Annotated in this window: 20 protein-coding genes; 11 read left to right on the forward strand and 9 right to left on the reverse strand. The window is 60.7% G+C overall.

What is annotated here, in order from left to right; all coding sequences use genetic code 11:
* Window positions 1–80: 80 nt before the first annotated feature.
* From RPMA_RS01375 to RPMA_RS01385, 3 genes are read left to right on the forward strand one after another with little or no spacing between them, the layout of a single operon-like run.
* Entirely contained in the window at window positions 81–611 is a 531-nt protein-coding gene (locus RPMA_RS01375) for a flavin reductase family protein (protein ID WP_249225509.1), read from the forward strand.
* Window positions 612–635: 24 nt separating this feature from the next.
* Window positions 636–2,135 (forward strand): 4-hydroxyphenylacetate 3-hydroxylase family protein, encoded by a 1,500-nt coding sequence (locus RPMA_RS01380; RefSeq protein ID WP_211911153.1) that lies wholly within the window; start codon window positions 636–638, stop codon window positions 2,133–2,135.
* A gap of 23 nt (window positions 2,136–2,158) precedes the next feature.
* Window positions 2,159–2,539 carry a cupin gene (locus tag RPMA_RS01385; RefSeq protein WP_211911154.1) on the forward strand — a complete coding sequence of 127 codons (381 nt, stop codon included), beginning with the start codon at window positions 2,159–2,161 and terminating at the stop codon, window positions 2,537–2,539.
* 29 nt (window positions 2,540–2,568) lie between these two features.
* On the opposite strand, the gene RPMA_RS01390 is transcribed toward RPMA_RS01385, so the two are convergent.
* Window positions 2,569–3,423, reverse strand: a complete 855-nt coding sequence (locus RPMA_RS01390) for an NYN domain-containing protein (protein WP_211911155.1) — start codon at window positions 3,421–3,423, stop codon at window positions 2,569–2,571.
* Between the two features lie 171 nt (window positions 3,424–3,594).
* Between RPMA_RS01390 and RPMA_RS01395 the strand changes: the two genes are divergently transcribed.
* From RPMA_RS01395 to ptsN, 7 genes are all read left to right on the forward strand, one after another.
* Complete coding sequence (locus RPMA_RS01395) at window positions 3,595–4,209, forward strand: ribonuclease D (RefSeq protein WP_211911156.1); 615 nt, start codon at window positions 3,595–3,597, stop codon at window positions 4,207–4,209.
* A gap of 168 nt (window positions 4,210–4,377) precedes the next feature.
* Window positions 4,378–5,130, forward strand: a complete 753-nt coding sequence (lptC, locus tag RPMA_RS01400) for an LPS export ABC transporter periplasmic protein LptC (RefSeq protein WP_408056499.1) — start codon at window positions 4,378–4,380, stop codon at window positions 5,128–5,130.
* Between the two features lie 8 nt (window positions 5,131–5,138).
* On the forward strand, window positions 5,139–5,828 hold the full coding sequence (locus tag RPMA_RS01405) for an LptA/OstA family protein (RefSeq protein ID WP_211911157.1): 690 nt from the start codon (window positions 5,139–5,141) through the stop codon (window positions 5,826–5,828).
* 130 nt (window positions 5,829–5,958) lie between these two features.
* Complete coding sequence (gene lptB, locus RPMA_RS01410; protein ID WP_211911158.1) at window positions 5,959–6,963, forward strand: LPS export ABC transporter ATP-binding protein; 1,005 nt, start codon at window positions 5,959–5,961, stop codon at window positions 6,961–6,963.
* Window positions 6,964–7,132: 169 nt separating this feature from the next.
* A complete protein-coding gene (rpoN, locus tag RPMA_RS01415) occupies window positions 7,133–8,788 on the forward strand; it encodes an RNA polymerase factor sigma-54 (protein WP_211911159.1) in 1,656 nt (551 codons plus the stop codon).
* Window positions 8,789–8,849: 61 nt separating this feature from the next.
* Window positions 8,850–9,455: a ribosome hibernation-promoting factor, HPF/YfiA family gene (hpf, locus tag RPMA_RS01420; protein ID WP_211911160.1), complete on the forward strand. Its 606-nt coding sequence runs from the start codon at window positions 8,850–8,852 to the stop codon at window positions 9,453–9,455.
* Between the two features lie 223 nt (window positions 9,456–9,678).
* Window positions 9,679–10,140 carry a PTS IIA-like nitrogen regulatory protein PtsN gene (gene ptsN / locus RPMA_RS01425; RefSeq protein ID WP_211911161.1) on the forward strand — a complete coding sequence of 154 codons (462 nt, stop codon included), beginning with the start codon at window positions 9,679–9,681 and terminating at the stop codon, window positions 10,138–10,140.
* A gap of 120 nt (window positions 10,141–10,260) precedes the next feature.
* Here the strand turns inward: ptsN and RPMA_RS01430 are convergent, their stop codons facing one another.
* Together RPMA_RS01430 and RPMA_RS01435 are read right to left on the reverse strand one after the other, a co-directional pair.
* A complete protein-coding gene (locus RPMA_RS01430; protein ID WP_211911162.1) occupies window positions 10,261–10,767 on the reverse strand; it encodes a hypothetical protein in 507 nt (168 codons plus the stop codon).
* A gap of 33 nt (window positions 10,768–10,800) precedes the next feature.
* A complete protein-coding gene (locus tag RPMA_RS01435) occupies window positions 10,801–11,217 on the reverse strand; it encodes a hypothetical protein (RefSeq protein ID WP_211911163.1) in 417 nt (138 codons plus the stop codon).
* Window positions 11,218–11,334: 117 nt separating this feature from the next.
* On the opposite strand from RPMA_RS01435, the gene RPMA_RS01440 reads away from it, so the two are divergent.
* Window positions 11,335–11,547 carry a hypothetical protein gene (locus RPMA_RS01440; protein ID WP_211911164.1) on the forward strand — a complete coding sequence of 71 codons (213 nt, stop codon included), beginning with the start codon at window positions 11,335–11,337 and terminating at the stop codon, window positions 11,545–11,547.
* Window positions 11,548–11,720: 173 nt separating this feature from the next.
* Here RPMA_RS01440 and RPMA_RS01445 read toward each other — a convergent pair whose 3' ends face one another.
* From RPMA_RS01445 to ugpB, 6 genes are all read right to left on the reverse strand, one after another.
* Window positions 11,721–11,990 (reverse strand): BQ00720 family protein, encoded by a 270-nt coding sequence (locus RPMA_RS01445; RefSeq protein ID WP_211911165.1) that lies wholly within the window; start codon window positions 11,988–11,990, stop codon window positions 11,721–11,723.
* Window positions 11,991–12,095: 105 nt separating this feature from the next.
* The gene (locus tag RPMA_RS01450) at window positions 12,096–12,521 is read right to left on the reverse strand and encodes an Hsp20 family protein (RefSeq protein ID WP_211913379.1); all 426 of its coding nucleotides are present in this window, start codon (window positions 12,519–12,521) and stop codon (window positions 12,096–12,098) included.
* 158 nt (window positions 12,522–12,679) lie between these two features.
* Window positions 12,680–13,759, reverse strand: a complete 1,080-nt coding sequence (locus RPMA_RS01455; RefSeq protein WP_211911166.1) for a sn-glycerol-3-phosphate import ATP-binding protein UgpC — start codon at window positions 13,757–13,759, stop codon at window positions 12,680–12,682.
* Between the two features lies 1 nt (window position 13,760).
* Window positions 13,761–14,609 (reverse strand): sn-glycerol-3-phosphate ABC transporter permease UgpE, encoded by an 849-nt coding sequence (gene ugpE / locus RPMA_RS01460; RefSeq protein ID WP_211911167.1) that lies wholly within the window; start codon window positions 14,607–14,609, stop codon window positions 13,761–13,763.
* Window positions 14,609–15,490 carry a sn-glycerol-3-phosphate ABC transporter permease UgpA gene (ugpA, locus tag RPMA_RS01465; RefSeq protein WP_211911168.1) on the reverse strand — a complete coding sequence of 294 codons (882 nt, stop codon included), beginning with the start codon at window positions 15,488–15,490 and terminating at the stop codon, window positions 14,609–14,611. Before ugpA ends, ugpE begins: the two co-directional genes overlap by 1 nt.
* A gap of 141 nt (window positions 15,491–15,631) precedes the next feature.
* On the reverse strand, window positions 15,632–16,942 hold the full coding sequence (ugpB, locus tag RPMA_RS01470) for a sn-glycerol-3-phosphate ABC transporter substrate-binding protein UgpB (protein WP_211911169.1): 1,311 nt from the start codon (window positions 16,940–16,942) through the stop codon (window positions 15,632–15,634).
* Window positions 16,943–16,973: the final 31 nt, after the last annotated feature.

Here is a 16,973-nt window from a genome sequence, read left to right on the forward strand (position 1 = left end):
ACTGCCATGCTTGACAGGGTGTCATCACTCGATAATATAGCTTTGTATCAAAGCTAATCGCTGGTTCGGGAGAACGGCATATGGGCTCACCTGCGGACGTGGATCCCCGCGCCTTCCGCCAGGCGCTCGGACAGTTTGCCACCGGCGTTGCGGTCATCACCGCCGAGGGTGCGGGCGGGCAACCGATCGGCCTGACCATGAGTTCCTTCAACTCGGTGTCGATCGATCCGCCGTTGATTCTGTTCTCCATCGATCGCAAGGCGTTCAGCCTGCAGGCGATGACCGACGCCAGAGGCTACGCGGTGAATATCCTGGGCCGCGATCAGGAGCATTTGTCGAACAAGTTCGCGAAGGCGCTGGGCGACAAATGGGAGGCGGTGGAACACACGCTCGGCCATGAAGCCGCGCCGCTCATCTCCGGCGCACTCGCGCATTTCGAATGCGTCCCCTACGCGCATTACGACGGGGGCGATCACGTCATCTTTGTCGGCCGGGTAGTAAAATTTTCTACTTATCTGGCCAATGAGCCACTGGTTTTCTTTCGCGGGGCCTATCGCAGCCTCGCCAGCGCCGAGCGCAGCCCGGAATGGCCGCTGCCGATGCATTACTGAATTCAGGAAGTAATCGAGGGACACATGATCAAGACGGGCGAACAGCATATTGCGAGCCTCCGCGACGGCCGCGAGGTTTATCTCGATGGCGAGTTGGTGGCCGACGTCACGACGCATCCCGCCTATCGCGGCGCGGTGGCGTCGATCGGAAAGATGTTCGATTTCCAGAGCGCGCCGGAAAACCGCGATCTGATGACCTTCGAGACGGAGACGGGCACCCGTGCCAACCGGATCTGGGAACTGCCCGGCAGCTATGATGCGCTGGTGAAGCGCCGCAAGGGCCTGGAAGCGTGGACTGAGCTGCATGCCGGCTTCATGGGCCGCGCACCCGATCATGTGGCATCCTGCATCGCCGGCATGTTCATGGGGCTCGACGTGTTCGAGGGCTATAACGCGGACCGCGCCAAGGCGCTGGCCGACTACTATCGCTACGCCCGCGACAATGACCTCTATCTCACTTACGTGATCATCAATCCGCAGGCCGACCGCTCCAAGAGTGCAGCGCAACAGGCCGATCCCTATCTGTCCGCCGGCGTTCTGTCGCGCGATGCAGATGGCCTGGTGATCCGCGGCGCCAAGATGCTCGCCACCGGCGGCATCATGGCGAATGAGGTGTTCGTGACCTGCATTCAGCCGCTGCAGCCCGGCGACGAGAAATATGCGGTGTCCTTCGCCATTCCGATGAACACCAAGGGTTTGAAGATCCTGTCGCGCAAGTCCTACGAGGCCTCGGCGACGTCGGTGTTCGACAATCCGCTCGCCAGCCGCTTCGACGAAAACGACGCCGTTCTCTATTTCGACGACGTGAAGGTGCCGTGGGATCGCGTGTTCATCGATCAGGACATCGCCATGTGCCAGAAGCAGTTCCACGCGACGCCGGCGCATTCCTACCAGAACTACCAGGCGATGATCCGCCTGTCGGTGAAGCTGCGCTTCCTGATCGGCATCGCCCATCGCACGGCTGAGACCAATGGCGTGATCGGCTTCCCGCAGGTGAAGGAGATGCTTGGCCAGCTCGCTGCCGAAGTGTCGATGGTCGAAGCCTTCGTGCTCGGCATGGAAGCCAAGGGCAGCCAGCGTGGTCCATATTTCGTGCCAGATCGCGGCCTGCTTTATGGCGCCCAGGTTCTGACCCAGCAGCTTTACGCCAAGGTGATCAACACGCTGCGCGAACTGGCCGGCGGCGGCATGATCATGCTGCCGTCCTCGGTCAAGGATTTCGAGAATCCGGAATTGGCAGCGCTGATCGGCAAGACCCAGCAGTCGCCGGCCGCCAACGCCATCGACAAGGTGAAGTTCTACAAGCTCGCCTGGGATGCGGTCGGTTCGGAATTCGCATCGCGTCACTCGCAATATGAGATGTTCTTCGCGGGTGCGACCTTCGTCACCAAGGGCCACGCATTCCGCACCTATGATTGGGCGAAGTCTGCCGCACTGCTCGACAAGATGCTGGCGAGCTATGACCTCGCCGACGAACTCACCACCGGCGGCAAGTCCGTCGTCTCACCGCGCGCCGTTGCTTAATCTGCGAAATCAGGACAACCATCATGGCCGTCAACAAGATTCACGATGAATTCCGCACCATCGATATGTCGTCGGGTTGGGAAACGCCGCCCGGCTATCCCGCGGGCATCCAGCAGAAGATCCTGTCGGGTGCGCTCGACGAACCCAACAAGCAGGGCAGCCGCACGCGCCTGCTGCGCTTCGATCCGGGCGTCTACACCACCGAGCCGTTCGTGCATGAATACTGGGAAGAAGTATTCCTGTTCACCGGCGACCTGATCGTCGGCAATGACAAGCAGGGCAATGGCGGTGAGAGCTTCCAGCCGAACACCTATGCGGTCCGCCCGCCCGGCGTCTTCCACGGCCCATTCAAGTCCGTCGGCGGCTGCGTATTGATGGAAATCCACTACTTCGATCCGGCCTGAGCTCACAGACCGGTCCCGAGGGGAGGCCGTCACGTCTTCGTGGCGGCTTCCTCCTTCGTGCCTGCGGGTTTCGCTTTTCGCCGCGTTGTGCTTCTCGGTCGCGGTGTCTTTTTCGCTGCTGCTTCTGCCGGAGGCGCTGCTGCCTTCGGCGGTCCCGATGCGGGTCTGACACGAACCCGCAGGCGACCTGCTTCAGTCTTTTCGATCTCGAATGTCTCGGTCTTGCGGACGAGATCGCTCAGCTTCCTGAACCCATAGGTCCGTGCGTCGAAGTCGGACGCGAAGTTGGGCAGTTGATCGCCCAGCCGGTCCAGATTGACCCATCCATCTTCGCTGCCGAGCTGTGCGATCACCCGTTCCAGGATGGGGATTGCCCCGGCGGGATTTTTCGCCGCAGCAGTGACAGGTGGCTGCTCGGTCGCTGCCACCGCACGCTCGGGCATCAGGTTTTCCGTATAGATGAAGCGTCGGCAGGCCTGTCGGAAACTCTCGGGCGTCTTACGTGTGCCGAAGCCGTAGACATCGGCGCCCTGTTCGCGCAGTCGCGACGCGAGGCGGGTAAAATCGCTGTCGGACGATACCAGGCAGAAGCCGTCGAAGCGCTCGCTATGCAGCAGGTCCATCGCGTCGATGACGAGCGCGATATCCGACGCGTTCTTGCCTTTCGTGTAGGCGAATTGCTGGTAGGGATCGATCGCGTGCTTTTGCAGGATGTCGGCCCAGGATCGAAGCTGCGAACTCGAGAAGTCGCCATAGATCCGGCGCACGCTGGCTTCGCCGAATTTGGATATTTCCTCGAACAGGCCGCCCGCGATTTGCGGCGAGGTGTTGTCGGCGTCGATCAGGACGGCGAAACGGGGCAGTCGTTGTTGTGCAGGGCTCATCTGCAACCTCTGTCCGCTGGAGCGACGGAAGAATACGCCGGCAGTCTGTCAGCTTTTGGTGATCGGAGAAATATACCAGAGTAAGGGTGTCTCTCGTCAGCCCGGTCAATGCACGGTAAAGTGGCCCAAAGCCCTCGAATCGAGGGCGCTGATAGAGGCATTTGACGACACATGACCATCCGCCTGCATCGCGGCGACCTGCCGGATTTGAGCCGCTACACCTCATCGGTAGCGATCGACACCGAGACCATGGGGCTCAACCCGCATCGCGATCGTCTCTGCGTGGTGCAGCTGTCACCCGGCGATGGTAGCGCCGATGTGGTGCAGATCCCGCTCGGCCATACCGATGCGCCGAACCTGAAGAAGCTGCTCGGTGATCCCAAGGTGGCCAAAATCTTTCATTTCGCGCGTTTCGATCTGGCCGCGCTCTACAATGCGCTCGGCGTGATGCCGTCGCCGGTCTATTGCACCAAGATCGCCTCGCGCCTGTGCCGCACCTATACCGACCGGCATGGGCTCAAGGACCTGGTGCGCGAAGTCCTGGGCGTCGATCTGTCCAAACAGCAGCAGTCGAGCGACTGGGGTGGCGAAACGCTCTCTGATGCCCAGCTGGCCTATGCCGCATCCGACGTGCTGCATCTCCACGGCCTGCGGGAACGGCTGAATGTAATGCTGGCCCGTGAAGGGCGGACCGAACTGGCGCAGGCCTGTTTCGAGTTCCTGCCGACTCGGGCCAAGCTCGACCTGTCGGGCTGGGAGAACGAGGACATTTTCGCGCATTCCTGACGCCCTGCGGCGTTCTGACACCGGCGGGCGTCTCGCCTGCCGGTTCGCCGCGTTTCGGTCAAACTCCTCAGTCTGGGTCGCGGAGGGCTACAAATCCGCGCTTTTCGGCTTAGAATAGGGTGTTGAAATCGGACGCGACGCGCATGCGTGCGGGCCGTTGGAGCGGTGGTGAGTTCACTTCAGATCCAGAGCTACGACGACACGATGGAGGCGCGGTTCAAGGCCGCGGCCCGCCATAGCCGCTTCGTGCGCGTGCTCAGGATTGCCGTGCCGGCGATCGTATTGCTGTCCATGGCGGCAATCGTCGGGGTCTCGATCTTCAACCCGTTCCGGATTCTGACCAAGCTGCCCATCGATATCGGGAATGTCGTCGTCTCCGGGACCAAGATCACCATGGAAACGCCGCATCTCGCCGGCTATTCCCCGGATGGTCGTCCTTATGAGCTATGGGCCAAGGCGGCGACTCAGGATCTCACCGATCCGGACAATGTCGATCTCGCGGTGCTGCGTGCCAAGGTCATGATGGAAGATAAATCAACGCTGACCCTCGATGCGCGCAACGGGAAGTTCAACTCCAAGACGCAGCTGCTCGATTTGACCAAGGACATTTTCTTGCAAACGACGACCGGCTACGAGGCCCGTCTGACTCAGGCGACGATCGACATCGCCAAGGGTGTCGTCGAATCGAATGCGCCGGTCGATGTCAAATTGCTCAATGGCACTTTGCTGGGCCAGCGCATGCGCATTACGGACAATGGAGAAGTGGTGCGCTTCGAAGGCGGCGTGTCGATGAATCTGATGATGGAGCAGCCCGCAGCGGATGCCGCAGCGCCAGCTGAAACGAAGCCTCAATCCGATCCCGCGCCTGTGGATCCCGTGAAGCCGCGCGCCAATGATGGCAAGCGCGCTCACGCAAGATGAATGTGATCATGATCCTGAAAAGCCGCTCTTTGAATCATCGGGTGATCGGCGCTGGCCTGTCGGCGCTGTTCGTCTTCGCCGTCGGGCACGCGTTTGCGCAAAGCTCCGTCCAGGGCGTGCCCAACGCCATGCAGGGCTTCTCGCAAAATCGTGACCAGCCGATCCAGATCGACGCGGCCTCGCTCGAAGTGCGCGACAAGAAAAAAGAGGCTGTGTTCTCCGGCGACGTCAAAGTCGTGCAGGGCGATACGACCATGAAGTCGAAAACGCTCACCGTGTTTTACGATGGCGGCAGTTCCGGCAAAGAGCCCGCTGGCAATGCGCCGGCACCCAAAGCTGCGCAGAAGCAGATGCCGGCGGCGCAGCCCGGGCCGGGCGGATCATCGGCGATCCGTCGCCTGGAAGCGCGCGGCAATGTGGTGGTGACCCAGAAAGACCAGGTCGTGACGGGTGAATCCGCGGTTTTCGACACCCGCAGCAATCTCATCACCATGCTTGGCGGCGTCGTCCTGACACAAGGCAAGAATGTGCTGCGTGGCGATCGGCTGGTGGTCGATATGACGACCGGAACATCCCGGGTCGAAGGCGGGCGTGTTCAGGGCCTGTTCCAGTCATCGGGACAAAGCGGCAGCCAGGGCTCGGGCCCAAGCGGCGGGCCGACCTCGATCCTGCCGGTCCCCGGCGGAAAGCCGAAATAAATGGCGTTGCTGACGAATTCCTCGTTTCGGCCGCCGTTGTATCCGGCGCCTTAACCCGCTATCGCCATTGTTGAACTTGATACTCTGGCGTCACAAACACGACGACCGTTGAAAGCTGATCGAAGCGCGTATGGTGGATTTCCTCGGCATGTTCCGTCGGCGCGCGCCGAAACGTAGCCCGCAGGGGTTTGCGCGGGCGCCTGTCGATATTACGGCAGTCGGCGATGACATGGGCGGGCTGGTTGGCCAGCCCATGCGCGATGCATCCCCGGCCGAGCGGTCGGCCCCTCCCCTGATACCGCAACCGCGTGCCGAAGCACCGCGTCAGCCTGTGCAGCCCCCAGCCGCGCGCCCGGATGTGCCGCCGCCGCGGCGACGTGCGGCTGCGCCTGTAGCGCCGCGCCAGCAGCGATCGGGCTATCTCGCCATTCATGGCGTGAAGAAAAGCTACGGTTCGCGCCAGGTCGTACGCGGCGTCAGCATCTATGTCCGCCGCGGCGAGGCCGTCGGTCTGCTCGGCCCCAACGGCGCCGGCAAGACCACGGTGTTCTATATGATCACCGGCCTGATCAAGGCCGATAGCGGCACCATCGAGCTCGATGGCCACGACGTCACGCAGCTGCCGATGTATCAGCGGGCGCGCCTCGGCATTGGCTATCTGCCGCAGGAAGCCTCGATTTTTCGCGGTCTCACCGTCGAGCAGAATATTCGTGCGGTGCTCGAGGTCATCGAGCCCAGCCGCAAGAAGCGTGAATATGAACTCGATGCGCTGCTCGAGGAATTCAACGTCACCAAACTACGCAAGTCGCCATCGATTGCGCTGTCGGGCGGTGAGCGCCGTCGCGTCGAAATCGCGCGGGCCCTGGCCACACGGCCGAACTACATGTTGCTCGACGAACCGTTTGCCGGCATCGACCCAATTGCTGTCGGCGACATTCAGGACCTGGTGCGCCATCTAACCAATCGCGGGATCGGCGTTTTGATCACGGACCATAATGTGCGTGAAACGCTGGGCCTCACCGACCGCGCCTATATCGTCTATGCCGGCGAGATCCTGACCGAAGGCTCGCCCGAGCAGATCGTCGCGGACCCAGACGTGCGCCGTCTTTACCTTGGCGAGGAATTCCGCCTTTAAAGCGTTTTCAAGCGAAGTCTGACCGGTTCGCGTCAAGAAAACGCGTCAACCAAAAAGCCCTTTATTCAAATTTCGCGTTCGTCAAGACGTGTACATCACGCCCTGAAAGGTCTAAGCAAGAAACGGACCAATTTTCGGCCGTTTTTTCTCGGATCGGTTTTTTACTGCGATGGCGCTGACGCAGAGACTCGAATTTCGGCAGACCCAGTCGCTGGTGATGACGCCGCAGCTGATGCAGGCGATCAAGCTTCTGCAGCTGTCGAATCTCGATTTATCGACCTTTGTCGAGGAAGAGCTGGAGCGTAATCCGCTGCTAGACCGCGCCAGCGACGGGCCGGAACCGCCGGTGGCCGGCGAGCAGAGCGCCGAGCGCACCGAATACGAACGTTCCGACGACTACGGCTCATCTTCCGAGACTGGCGACGCGTCCGATTTCGCCGATCGCGGAGGCGAAAGCCGCTTCGATGCGCCGGCTCCCGAAGACTGGATCAACAACGATCTCGGCTCGCGCGCCGATATCGAACAGACCTTCGACACCGGTCTCGACAATGTGTTCTCGGAAGAGCCTGCAGAAGCTGCTGCACGCAACGCGCAGGATGCAGCGCCGACCGCTTACACAGAGTGGGGCGGTGGCGCGTCCAATGACGACGACTACAATCTCGAAGCATTCGTCGCCGCAGAAGTGACGCTCGGCGATCACCTTGCCGAGCAGCTTGCCGTTGCCTTCACCGCGCCAGCGCATCGCATGATCGGTCAGTACCTGATCGATCTCGTCGATGAAGCCGGTTATCTGCCGGCCGATCTCGGCGATGTCGGCGACAAGCTCGGCGCATCCGCCGACGAAGTTGCCGTGGTGCTCGGTACCCTGCAGACATTCGATCCGCCGGGCGTATGCGCGCGCAATCTAAGTGAGTGTCTGGCGATCCAGCTGCGCGAACAGAATCGTTACGATCCTGCGATGCAGGCGCTGGTCGAGAATCTCGATCTGCTTGCGAAGCGCGACGTGGTCAGCCTGCGCAAGATCTGCGGCGTCGATGATGAAGACCTCACCGACATGATCGGTGAAATCCGAAGACTCGATCCGAAGCCCGGTCAGAAATTCGGCGCGTCGCGTGCACAGACCGTGGTGCCGGATGTCTATGTGCGGCCGGGGCCTGACGGTGGCTGGCATGTCGAGCTCAACAGCGACACACTGCCGCGCGTTCTCGTGAACCAGACCTATTATTCCCAACTGTCGAAAACCATCCGCAAGGATGGCGACAAGTCGTATTTTTCCGATTGCCTGCAGAATGCGACATGGCTCGTCCGTGCGCTGGATCAACGCGCGCGTACCATTCTCAAAGTATCAACGGAAATCGTCCGTCAGCAGGACGGCTTCTTCACTCAGGGCGTAGCGCATCTGCGTCCCCTGAACCTGAAGGCTGTTGCCGACGCGATCCAGATGCATGAATCAACGGTGTCGCGCGTCACCGCCAATAAATACATGGCGACCAATCGCGGCATTTTTGAATTGAAATACTTCTTTACCGCGTCGATCGCGTCGGCCGATGGCGGCGAAGCGCATTCGGCAGAGGCCGTGCGGCATCACATCAAGCAGTTGATTGATAACGAGAGCCCCTCTCAGATACTTTCTGACGATACGATCGTGGAACGTTTGCGCGAAGCGGGCATTGATATTGCCCGTCGTACCGTGGCGAAATACCGCGAAGCTATGCGGATTCCGTCGTCGGTGCAGCGCCGTCGCGACAAGCAGAGCATGCTCGGAAATGCTCTCAAGGCGTCGTCAAATCCATCCGACAAATCCCGCGACACTGCACCAGCTTGATTGCACTCCCGTAGAAACGGGATACTGTTGGTTCTGCTAGGTTAGAATCGAGGTATCAGTCATGACTCTTCGCATCTCGGGTAAAAGCATCAGTGTTGGCGACGCGCTTCGCGGTCGTGTAACCGAACGAACCGATGAAGTGCTGCGCAAATATTTTGACGGCAACTATTCCGGTCACATCACATTGAGCAAAGACGGTTTTGGTTTTCGTACGGATTGCGCATTGCATCTCGATTCCGGAATCACCCTCGAAGCAGAGTCCAACGCCACCGATGCCTATGCGAGCGCCGATCAGGCCTTGCTACAGATCGAGAAGCGCCTGCGCCGCTACAAGAGCCGGCTGAAGGATCGCTCTGCGCGCAAGGCGCATGCGGAAGCCGTCGCCATCGCCGAACTCACAACGCCGACGCTGGATGCGCCGAGCTACATTATCGAGGCGCCCGATCACGAAGACGAAGTGGCCAATGGCTACGAGCCCGTCATCATTGCGGAATCCACCAAATCGCTGAAGCGGTTTTCGGTGAGCCAGGCTGTCGAGGAACTCGACTTCACGGGCGCGGCGGTGGTGGTATTCCAGCATGGCAGTAACGGGCGGGTGAACATCGTCTATCGCAGGACCGACGGGAATGTCGGTTGGGTCGATCCGCCGGTGATTAAACCGTCCTGATGCCATTGACGCCCTGACGGGCCGTGCATATGGTCCGCCGCCTTTGACGGGTTATACCGTCAACGGATTTCGCATGGGGATTTCCGGTGCTAGGATAAGGCTCAGGCGTTCGCGCCGGGTGCGTGACCTGTCACCGGGAACGATATCCACTTCCAGTATTTCTTGACGCTGCCGGTCTTGGTCCAAACTCACCGCGGACGGTCAATTTTCCTCGGAACGGTCAATGACAATTACCGATCTGGTAGCGCCCGAGGCGATCCTCCCGGCGTTGAAAGTTAATAGCAAGAAGCAGGCTCTGCAGGAGCTTGCGACGCGCGCGTCTGCGCTGACCGGGCAGGGTGATCGCGCCATCTTCGAAGTGCTGCTCCAGCGCGAGAAGCTCGGCACGACGGCAGTGGGTTACGGCGTCGCGATCCCGCACGGCAAACTCCCGAAGCTCGATCGTTTGTTCGGTCTGTTTGCGCGCCTCGAGCGTCCGATCGATTTCGAAGCCATGGATGGCCAGCCGGTCGATCTCGTGTTCCTGCTGCTGGCGCCGGAAGGTGCCGGGGCCGATCATCTAAAGGCGCTGGCGCGCATTGCCCGCCTGCTGCGCGATCAGGACGTCGCCAAGAAGCTCCGTGCCTCGCGCGATGCGCAGGCGATCTATTCGGTTCTGGCGCTGCCGCCTGCGACGGCGGCTTAGTTGTAGCCCGGATGGAGCGTAGCGAAATCCGGGAACAACAGTTTCAGCAATCTGCCGGTCCCCGGATTACGCTGAGCTCCATCCGGGCTACAGCCCCAGCCCTTCGTCGCTGACGTCAACTCAAGCCGCGAATTCTTTCTCACCGCGCGACGCCTGACGTCCGCCAGCGAGCGATGCGAGTTCGGCGACCATTTCGGGATTGTCGTCGCTGTGCAGGTTGTCGGCGCGCAGCGCTTCGGCTTCTTCCGCCGCTGCGGCGGCGCGCGATCCCGCGGCCATGCGCAATGCGGTCTGAATTTCATTGGCGTCTGCGCCATTCTTCAGCAGCATCAGCGTGATCAACGCCTTGATGTCGGAGTTCATGGCTTCCGCGCTTTGCTTCATGCGTCGCACCGAAGCCGACGTCTCCGGCACATTGTTCGCACTTGGGCGCAACCTGGCGACATTGCTCGCAGTGGCATCGGCCGTTCCGCGCGCAGGGTTTGCATGTTCTTCCGCCATCATCACGCGCGACGCGGCCGCGAGCTGCAGTGCATGGTGGATCTCCGGCGAGCTGGTGCCGGTCTTGAGCGCCAGGAGAGTGAGAAGGGCTTTGACGTCCGAGTTCATCGCTGCAGTGTTTTGCATTTTTATGCTCGCTTGTTTGGATGGTTGGCAGAATTAGTTGAAACGCGTCCCGAAGAGTTTTTCGAAGAAGTTTGGTTCTGGAAGCTCTGGTGTCGGCGGGGCTTCTGCCACGCGAACAGGTGGTGTGCGGCGCGCCTGTCGTTTGGCGCGCGGTTTCGTGGATGCCGCGACCGGTTCTTCTGTGATGGCCGGCTCGATGGCCGTCTGATCATTGGCCGTATCGATCAAGCGGGTGATCGTGTCCTCGAGGCTGCCGCGAATCAGTATGGGCTCGAGAAACTTCGGATCTTCGGAGATGATCGCTGCGGCGATGCGCATGTCGTTTTTGGGTGGAAGATTATCGACGGCCTCGCTGCTCCATTGTTCGAGCGGAAGGCGGTCCGACTTCGACACTTGAGGTGGATTGCTATCCGGCGCCATCAGCGGCGGAACGACGCTGTCATTGCGCATCAGAAACACGGCGGCTGCTGCGCACCCCGGCGCGAAAACAAAGAAGGCAAGACACGCGGCAACGAGGGGGCGTCCATCGAAGCGGCGCGCTGTGGCAGGCGCGACATTGTCGTTCGCATGCGCCGTATGGAAGTGATGGAGCAGGTCTTCGACCTGAATAATCTGCGCTTGTGTCGATCCAGTCATGGCGACCTCGAATCTTGTCATGACCAAACTTTCTCAGGTCATGGTGAATGCGTGGTCACCATTCGCTTCGGCGGGCAGCACGATGCGATCAGCAGCGATCAAGGCATCGCAGCCAATGTTCAGATCGAATGTGATGGGGGATAAAAGTTTTCGATGTCGGCCGACTGGCCGAATCAGATGTGAGGATGATTAGCCCGCGCCGTTGACAGCCGGTTAAATAAATACCGGATTGTGCGTTCGTTCCGGTCGCGGCGCTTTGAGATGCGCAGGCATTGAGCCCGCGTATCTCAAATTGCTGTGGCAAGTGTCCGCCAGCGTCAGTGGACGCTGACGGCCTGCAATTCCTGGCTCCACGCATTCGCGATCGCCGCTTCGCGGCTGTCGGTGAGCATGATCGGTGTGCCGTCGGCGGCGTGCAATGCGAACAGCTGTAGGCCGGGCGCGATTTCCGGCGCCTGCGGGAACAGGCCGGGCACGTCTTCCGAGCGCACGGGCTTCACATAGGCGATCATACCTTCGCCCAGATGTGCCAACGCTTCAGTGGTTACGACGGGATTCTTAACGGCAGCAATTTCAACTTCAGTCATCGTCTCGACTCCTCAACTGATTCAAGCGGTCGAGTCCGCTACAAGTTCCGTTCTTTTGCAGCACCTGACCGAAAAACCTGAATTCCAGTTTTCCGGGTCCTGCAATTATTCGTGCTCATTGATAGCGATTGTCTTAATCACCCGCTCAGGCTCAGGCCTGGCGAGATCGATCGACAACAACCCGTTCTTCAGATCCGCACCCAGCACCAGCATCCCCTCCGCCAGCACGAATGTGCGCTGGAAGTGGCGCGCGGCGATGCCGCGATGGATGTATTGCCGGGTCTTGTCGTCCTGCTGGCGGCCACGGATGACGAGCTGGTTTTCCTCGGTGGTCACATCGAGTTGCTCGCGGGTAAAGCCGGCGACTGCCAGCGTGATCCGCAGCTTTTCGGGATGACCGTTCTCACGATCACACCGCTCGATATTGTAGGGAGGATAGCCGTCGGCACCTTTGACGACGCGGTCGAGCGCACGCTCGATCTCGTCGAACCCCAAAAGGAACGGACTGGACAACGAAGGAACACGAGACATCGGTACAAAGCCCTCTCGAAGCGACTTTGAGGGGCCCTTACGGCGCCCCTGGCCGATCAGCACTGTGCCAACCGGTCTGCCAAGGATATGGGGATCACCGGGTCGGGTTCAAGCACCTGCGGATTGCACGGTAGACGTTGCCAACACCTTGAGATGGATCAGTTTTCGATCCGCGTCCGGCCGTCGGCCGAGAACAGGTGCAGTTTCTCTCGTGGCGCCACGGCGCGGATATGGGCGCCGATCGCGGGGGCGTCCAGGCCGGGGATGCGGACGATCATCTCCCCCTCCGGCAACTCACCCGGCGTGGCGCTGACCGCCGCCTCGCGGCCCGCGCGGGAGCCGTAGACATAGGTTTCGGCACCGACGCGCTCGATGGTTTCCACGGTCAGGTCGAGCGCAATGCCGCCCTCCGGCGCGGCATCGGCAAGCACGAGGTCTTCGGGCCGGACGCCGAGAATGCCGGCGCCGGTGCCCGCCACAGCGGTGCTGAGGGCATCGTCGCGCAGCTTGATCAGGTTCATCGGCGGCGCGCCGATGAAGGAGGCGACGAATGTCGTCTTCGGCTTGCTGTAGATGTCCAGCGGGCTGCCGATCTGCTCGACCACCCCGCCGTTCATGACGACGAGGATGTCTGCCAGCGTCATCGCCTCGAGCTGGTCATGGGTCACGTAGATCGAGGTCGTCTTCAGCCGTCGTTGCAATTTGCGAATTTCAACGCGCATCGCGACGCGCAGCTTGGCGTCGAGATTGGACAGCGGCTCATCGAACAGGAACACTTTTGGCTGCCGCACGATGGCGCGGCCCATGGCGACGCGCTGGCGCTGGCCGCCGGACAGCTGCCGCGGCTTGCGGTCGAGCATGGTGGCGAGTTCGAGCGTCTGCGCGGCTTCGCGCACGCGCGTGTCGATCTCGTCTTTCGCCATGCCGCGATTGCGCAGCCCATAGGCCATGTTGTTGTAGACGGTCATATGCGGATAGAGCGCATAGTTCTGGAACACCATCGCGATGTCGCGATCCGCGGGCTCGACCTGGTTGACGACCCGGCCGCCGATATCGACATCGCCGGATGTTACCGTTTCCAGCCCTGCCACCATGCGCAGCAGCGTGGACTTGCCGCAGCCGGAGGGACCGACCAGCACGCAGAACTGGCCGTCGGCAATCGCAAAATCGATTCCCTTGATGGCTTCGAAGCCGCCGGGATAGGTTTTGCGTACGTCACGCAGCGTCACGCTGGCCATGCTATTTCTCCGTCTCGACCAGGCCGCGCACGAACAGCCGCTGCATGAAGATCACCACCGCCACCGGCGGCAGCATGGCCAGAATCGCCGTCGCCATGGCCAGCTGCCACTCCGCGAGTTCGTCCGTCGTCGTCAGCATCTTCTTGATGCCGGTGACGATGGTCTGCATGGAATCCTGCGTGGTGATCAGCAGCGGCCACAGATACTGGTTCCAGCCATAGATAAACTGGATCACGAACAGCGCCGCCATCGTGGTCACCGACAGCGGCAGCAGCGTATCCTTGAAGAAGCGATAGGGACCTGCGCCATCGATGCGCGAGGCTTCCAGTAATTCGTCAGGGATCGTCATGAAGAATTGCCGGAACAGCAGCGTGCCGGTGGCCGATGCGATCAGCGGCAGGATCAGGCCGGCATAGCTATCCAGCATCTTCAGATCGGCGATCACCTTGTAGGTGGGATAGATGCGCACCTCGACCGGGAGCATCAGCGTGATGAAGATGATCCAGAACGCGGCCATGCGGAACGGGAAGCGGAAATACACCACGGCATAGGCGGACAGAATCGAGATGAAGATTTTTCCGAGCGCAATTCCCATTGCCATGATGAAGGAATTGATCAGCATATGCCCGACCGGCTCGCGGCTCGCGCGCGATCCGCCGACGAAAATGGCGCGATAATAGTTCTCCCAGGTGTGGCTGCCCGGCGTCATCGGCATGTTACCATTGACCACGGTGGCCGCGTCATGGGTCGAGGCGATCAGCGCGACATAGACGGGGAATACGACCAGCAGCACGCCGAGCGTCAGAATGAGATAGGCAACGATGTCGTTCCAGCGGCGGTGCTCGACCATCAGTATTGCACCTTGCGTTCGACATAGCGGAACTGGATCGCGGTGAGAGCGATGACGATCACCATCAGCACCACGGATTGCGCCGCAGAACCGCCGAGATCGCCGCCGAGACGGCCATCGGCATAGACCTTGTAGACCATGGTGGTCGTCGACCCAGCGGGGCCGCCACCGGTCACTGCGTCGATGATGCCGAATGTATCGAAGAACACGTAGACGACATTGACGACCAGCAAGAAGAAGGTGGTCGGCGACAGCAGCGGGAAGGTGATGGTCCAGAAGCGGCGCAATGGTCCAGCGCCGTCGATGGCGCCGGCTTCGAGCACGCTGCGCGGGATCGACTGCAGGCCTGCGAGGAAGAACAGGAAATTATACGCGATCTGTTTCCACACCGCGGCCATCACGATCAGCGCCATGGCGTGATTGCCGTCGAGCAGCGGATTCCAGTTGAAGCCGAGCACCCGCATCGGCCGCGCCAGCGTGCCGAGCGTCGGGTGAAACATGAACAGCCACAGCACGCCAGCCACCGCGGGCGCCACCGCATAGGGCCAGATCATCATCACTTTGAAGACAGGTGCGGCTTTCAGATTCTTGTCGGCCTGTGTTGCGAAGAGCAGCGCGATGGCCAGTGAGAGCGCCGCCACCAGCGACGAGAACACCAGCGTGGTGATCATCGACTTGTAGTATTCGGGTTGGGCGAACAGCGCCTGGTAGTTCTCCAGCCCGACGAAATCGGAGTTCAGCCCGAACGCATCTTCGCGCAGAAAGCTTTGCCAGACGGCCTGGCTGGCCGGCCAGTAGAAGAACACCAACGTGATGACGAGTTGCGGCAGCAGCAGCGCATAGGGCAGCGCCTTGTTACCGAAGATCGCGGTTTTTTCCATGTGGTGTCGTGCCCCCAGTCGCCACTCTATTTGTCATCACCCGCGAAAGCGGGTGATCCAGTAAACACGGACGTCAGTGTCTACTGGATCGCCCGGTCCTAGCGCGCAATTGCGCGCACGGCCGGGCGATGACAGAGGAGTTTACTTCACCGTTTTCTCAAACGTCCGCAGCATCGCATTGCCACGCGTGACCGCGGCATCGAGTGCCTGCTGTGCCGTCTTCTGACCGCCCAGCGCCGCCTCGATCTCTTCCGACCAGATATCGCGCAGCTGCACCATATTGCCGAAGCGAAGACCGCGGGAATTCTCCGTCGGCTCCTTGTTGGTCAGTTCCTTCAGCGGCGTCTCCAGCGTCGGGTTCTTCTCGTAGAAGCCCGATGCTTTGGTCTTCTCATAGGCCGCCTTGGTGATCGGCAGATAGCCGGATTCCTGATGCAGCTTGGCCTGGCGATCGGTGTCCGAGAGGAACGCGAAGAATTTTGCGACGCCCTTGTATTCATCCGGCTTCTTGCCACCCATCACCCATAGGGAGGCGCCGCCGATGATCGAGTTCTGCGGTGCGCCCTTCGCCTCCGGGTAATACGGCATCGGCGCCGAGGTGAAGGCGAACTTCGCGGTGCTCTTGGCGGTGGCGTAATAGCCCGACGAGGTCAGGAACAGCGGGCACTCGCCGGAGCCGAAGCGCGCTTCGCTGGCATTGGCGCGGCCGGAATAGTCGTAAGTCTTGTCCTTCACCAGCTCGGTCAGCGTCTGCAGATGTTTTACATGCAGCGGCGTGTTGAACTGCAGCACGGTGTCGAAACCGTCGAGCCCGTTGGCCTTGCTGCCGATCGGCACATTATGCCAGGCGGAGAACTGCTCGATATTGGCCCAGGTCGCCCAAGCATTGGAGAAGCCGCAGGTGGTGTAGCCGGCCGCCTTGAGCTTCTTGGCGCTGTCGAACACCTCAGGCCAGGTCTTAGGAATCTCGGCGATGTCTGCTTTCTTCAGCGCATCGAGATTGACCCACATCACCATCGACGACGAGTTGAACGGAAAGGACAGCATCTCGCCCTTCGATGTCGAATAGTAACCGGTGATCGCCGGCAGATAGGCATTCGGATCGAACGGCTCGCCGGCATCCTTCATCAATTGATAGACCGGCTTGATGGCGCCCTTGGCGCTCATCATGGTCGCGGTGCCGACTTCGAACACCTGCAGGATATGCGGCGAGGTGCCAGCGCGGAAGGCGGCGATGCCGGCATTCATCGTATCGGGATAGGCGCCCTTGAAGGTCGGTACCACCTTGTAGTCGCTCTGCGAGGCGTTGAAGTCGGCGGCGAGTTTGTTGACGATGTCATTATTGCCGCCGCTCATCGCGTGCCACCACTGGATCTCGGTCACCGCCTGTGCGGGCGCAGCAAAAGCCAGGGTCGAGGCGAACAAGGTAGCGAGCGCGAAATGGCGGTTCATTCAGTTTCTCCCGGGTGCTGTCATCGTCTTA

The organism is Tardiphaga alba, from assembly GCF_018279705.1.
Classification (GTDB): domain Bacteria; phylum Pseudomonadota; class Alphaproteobacteria; order Rhizobiales; family Xanthobacteraceae; genus Tardiphaga; species Tardiphaga alba.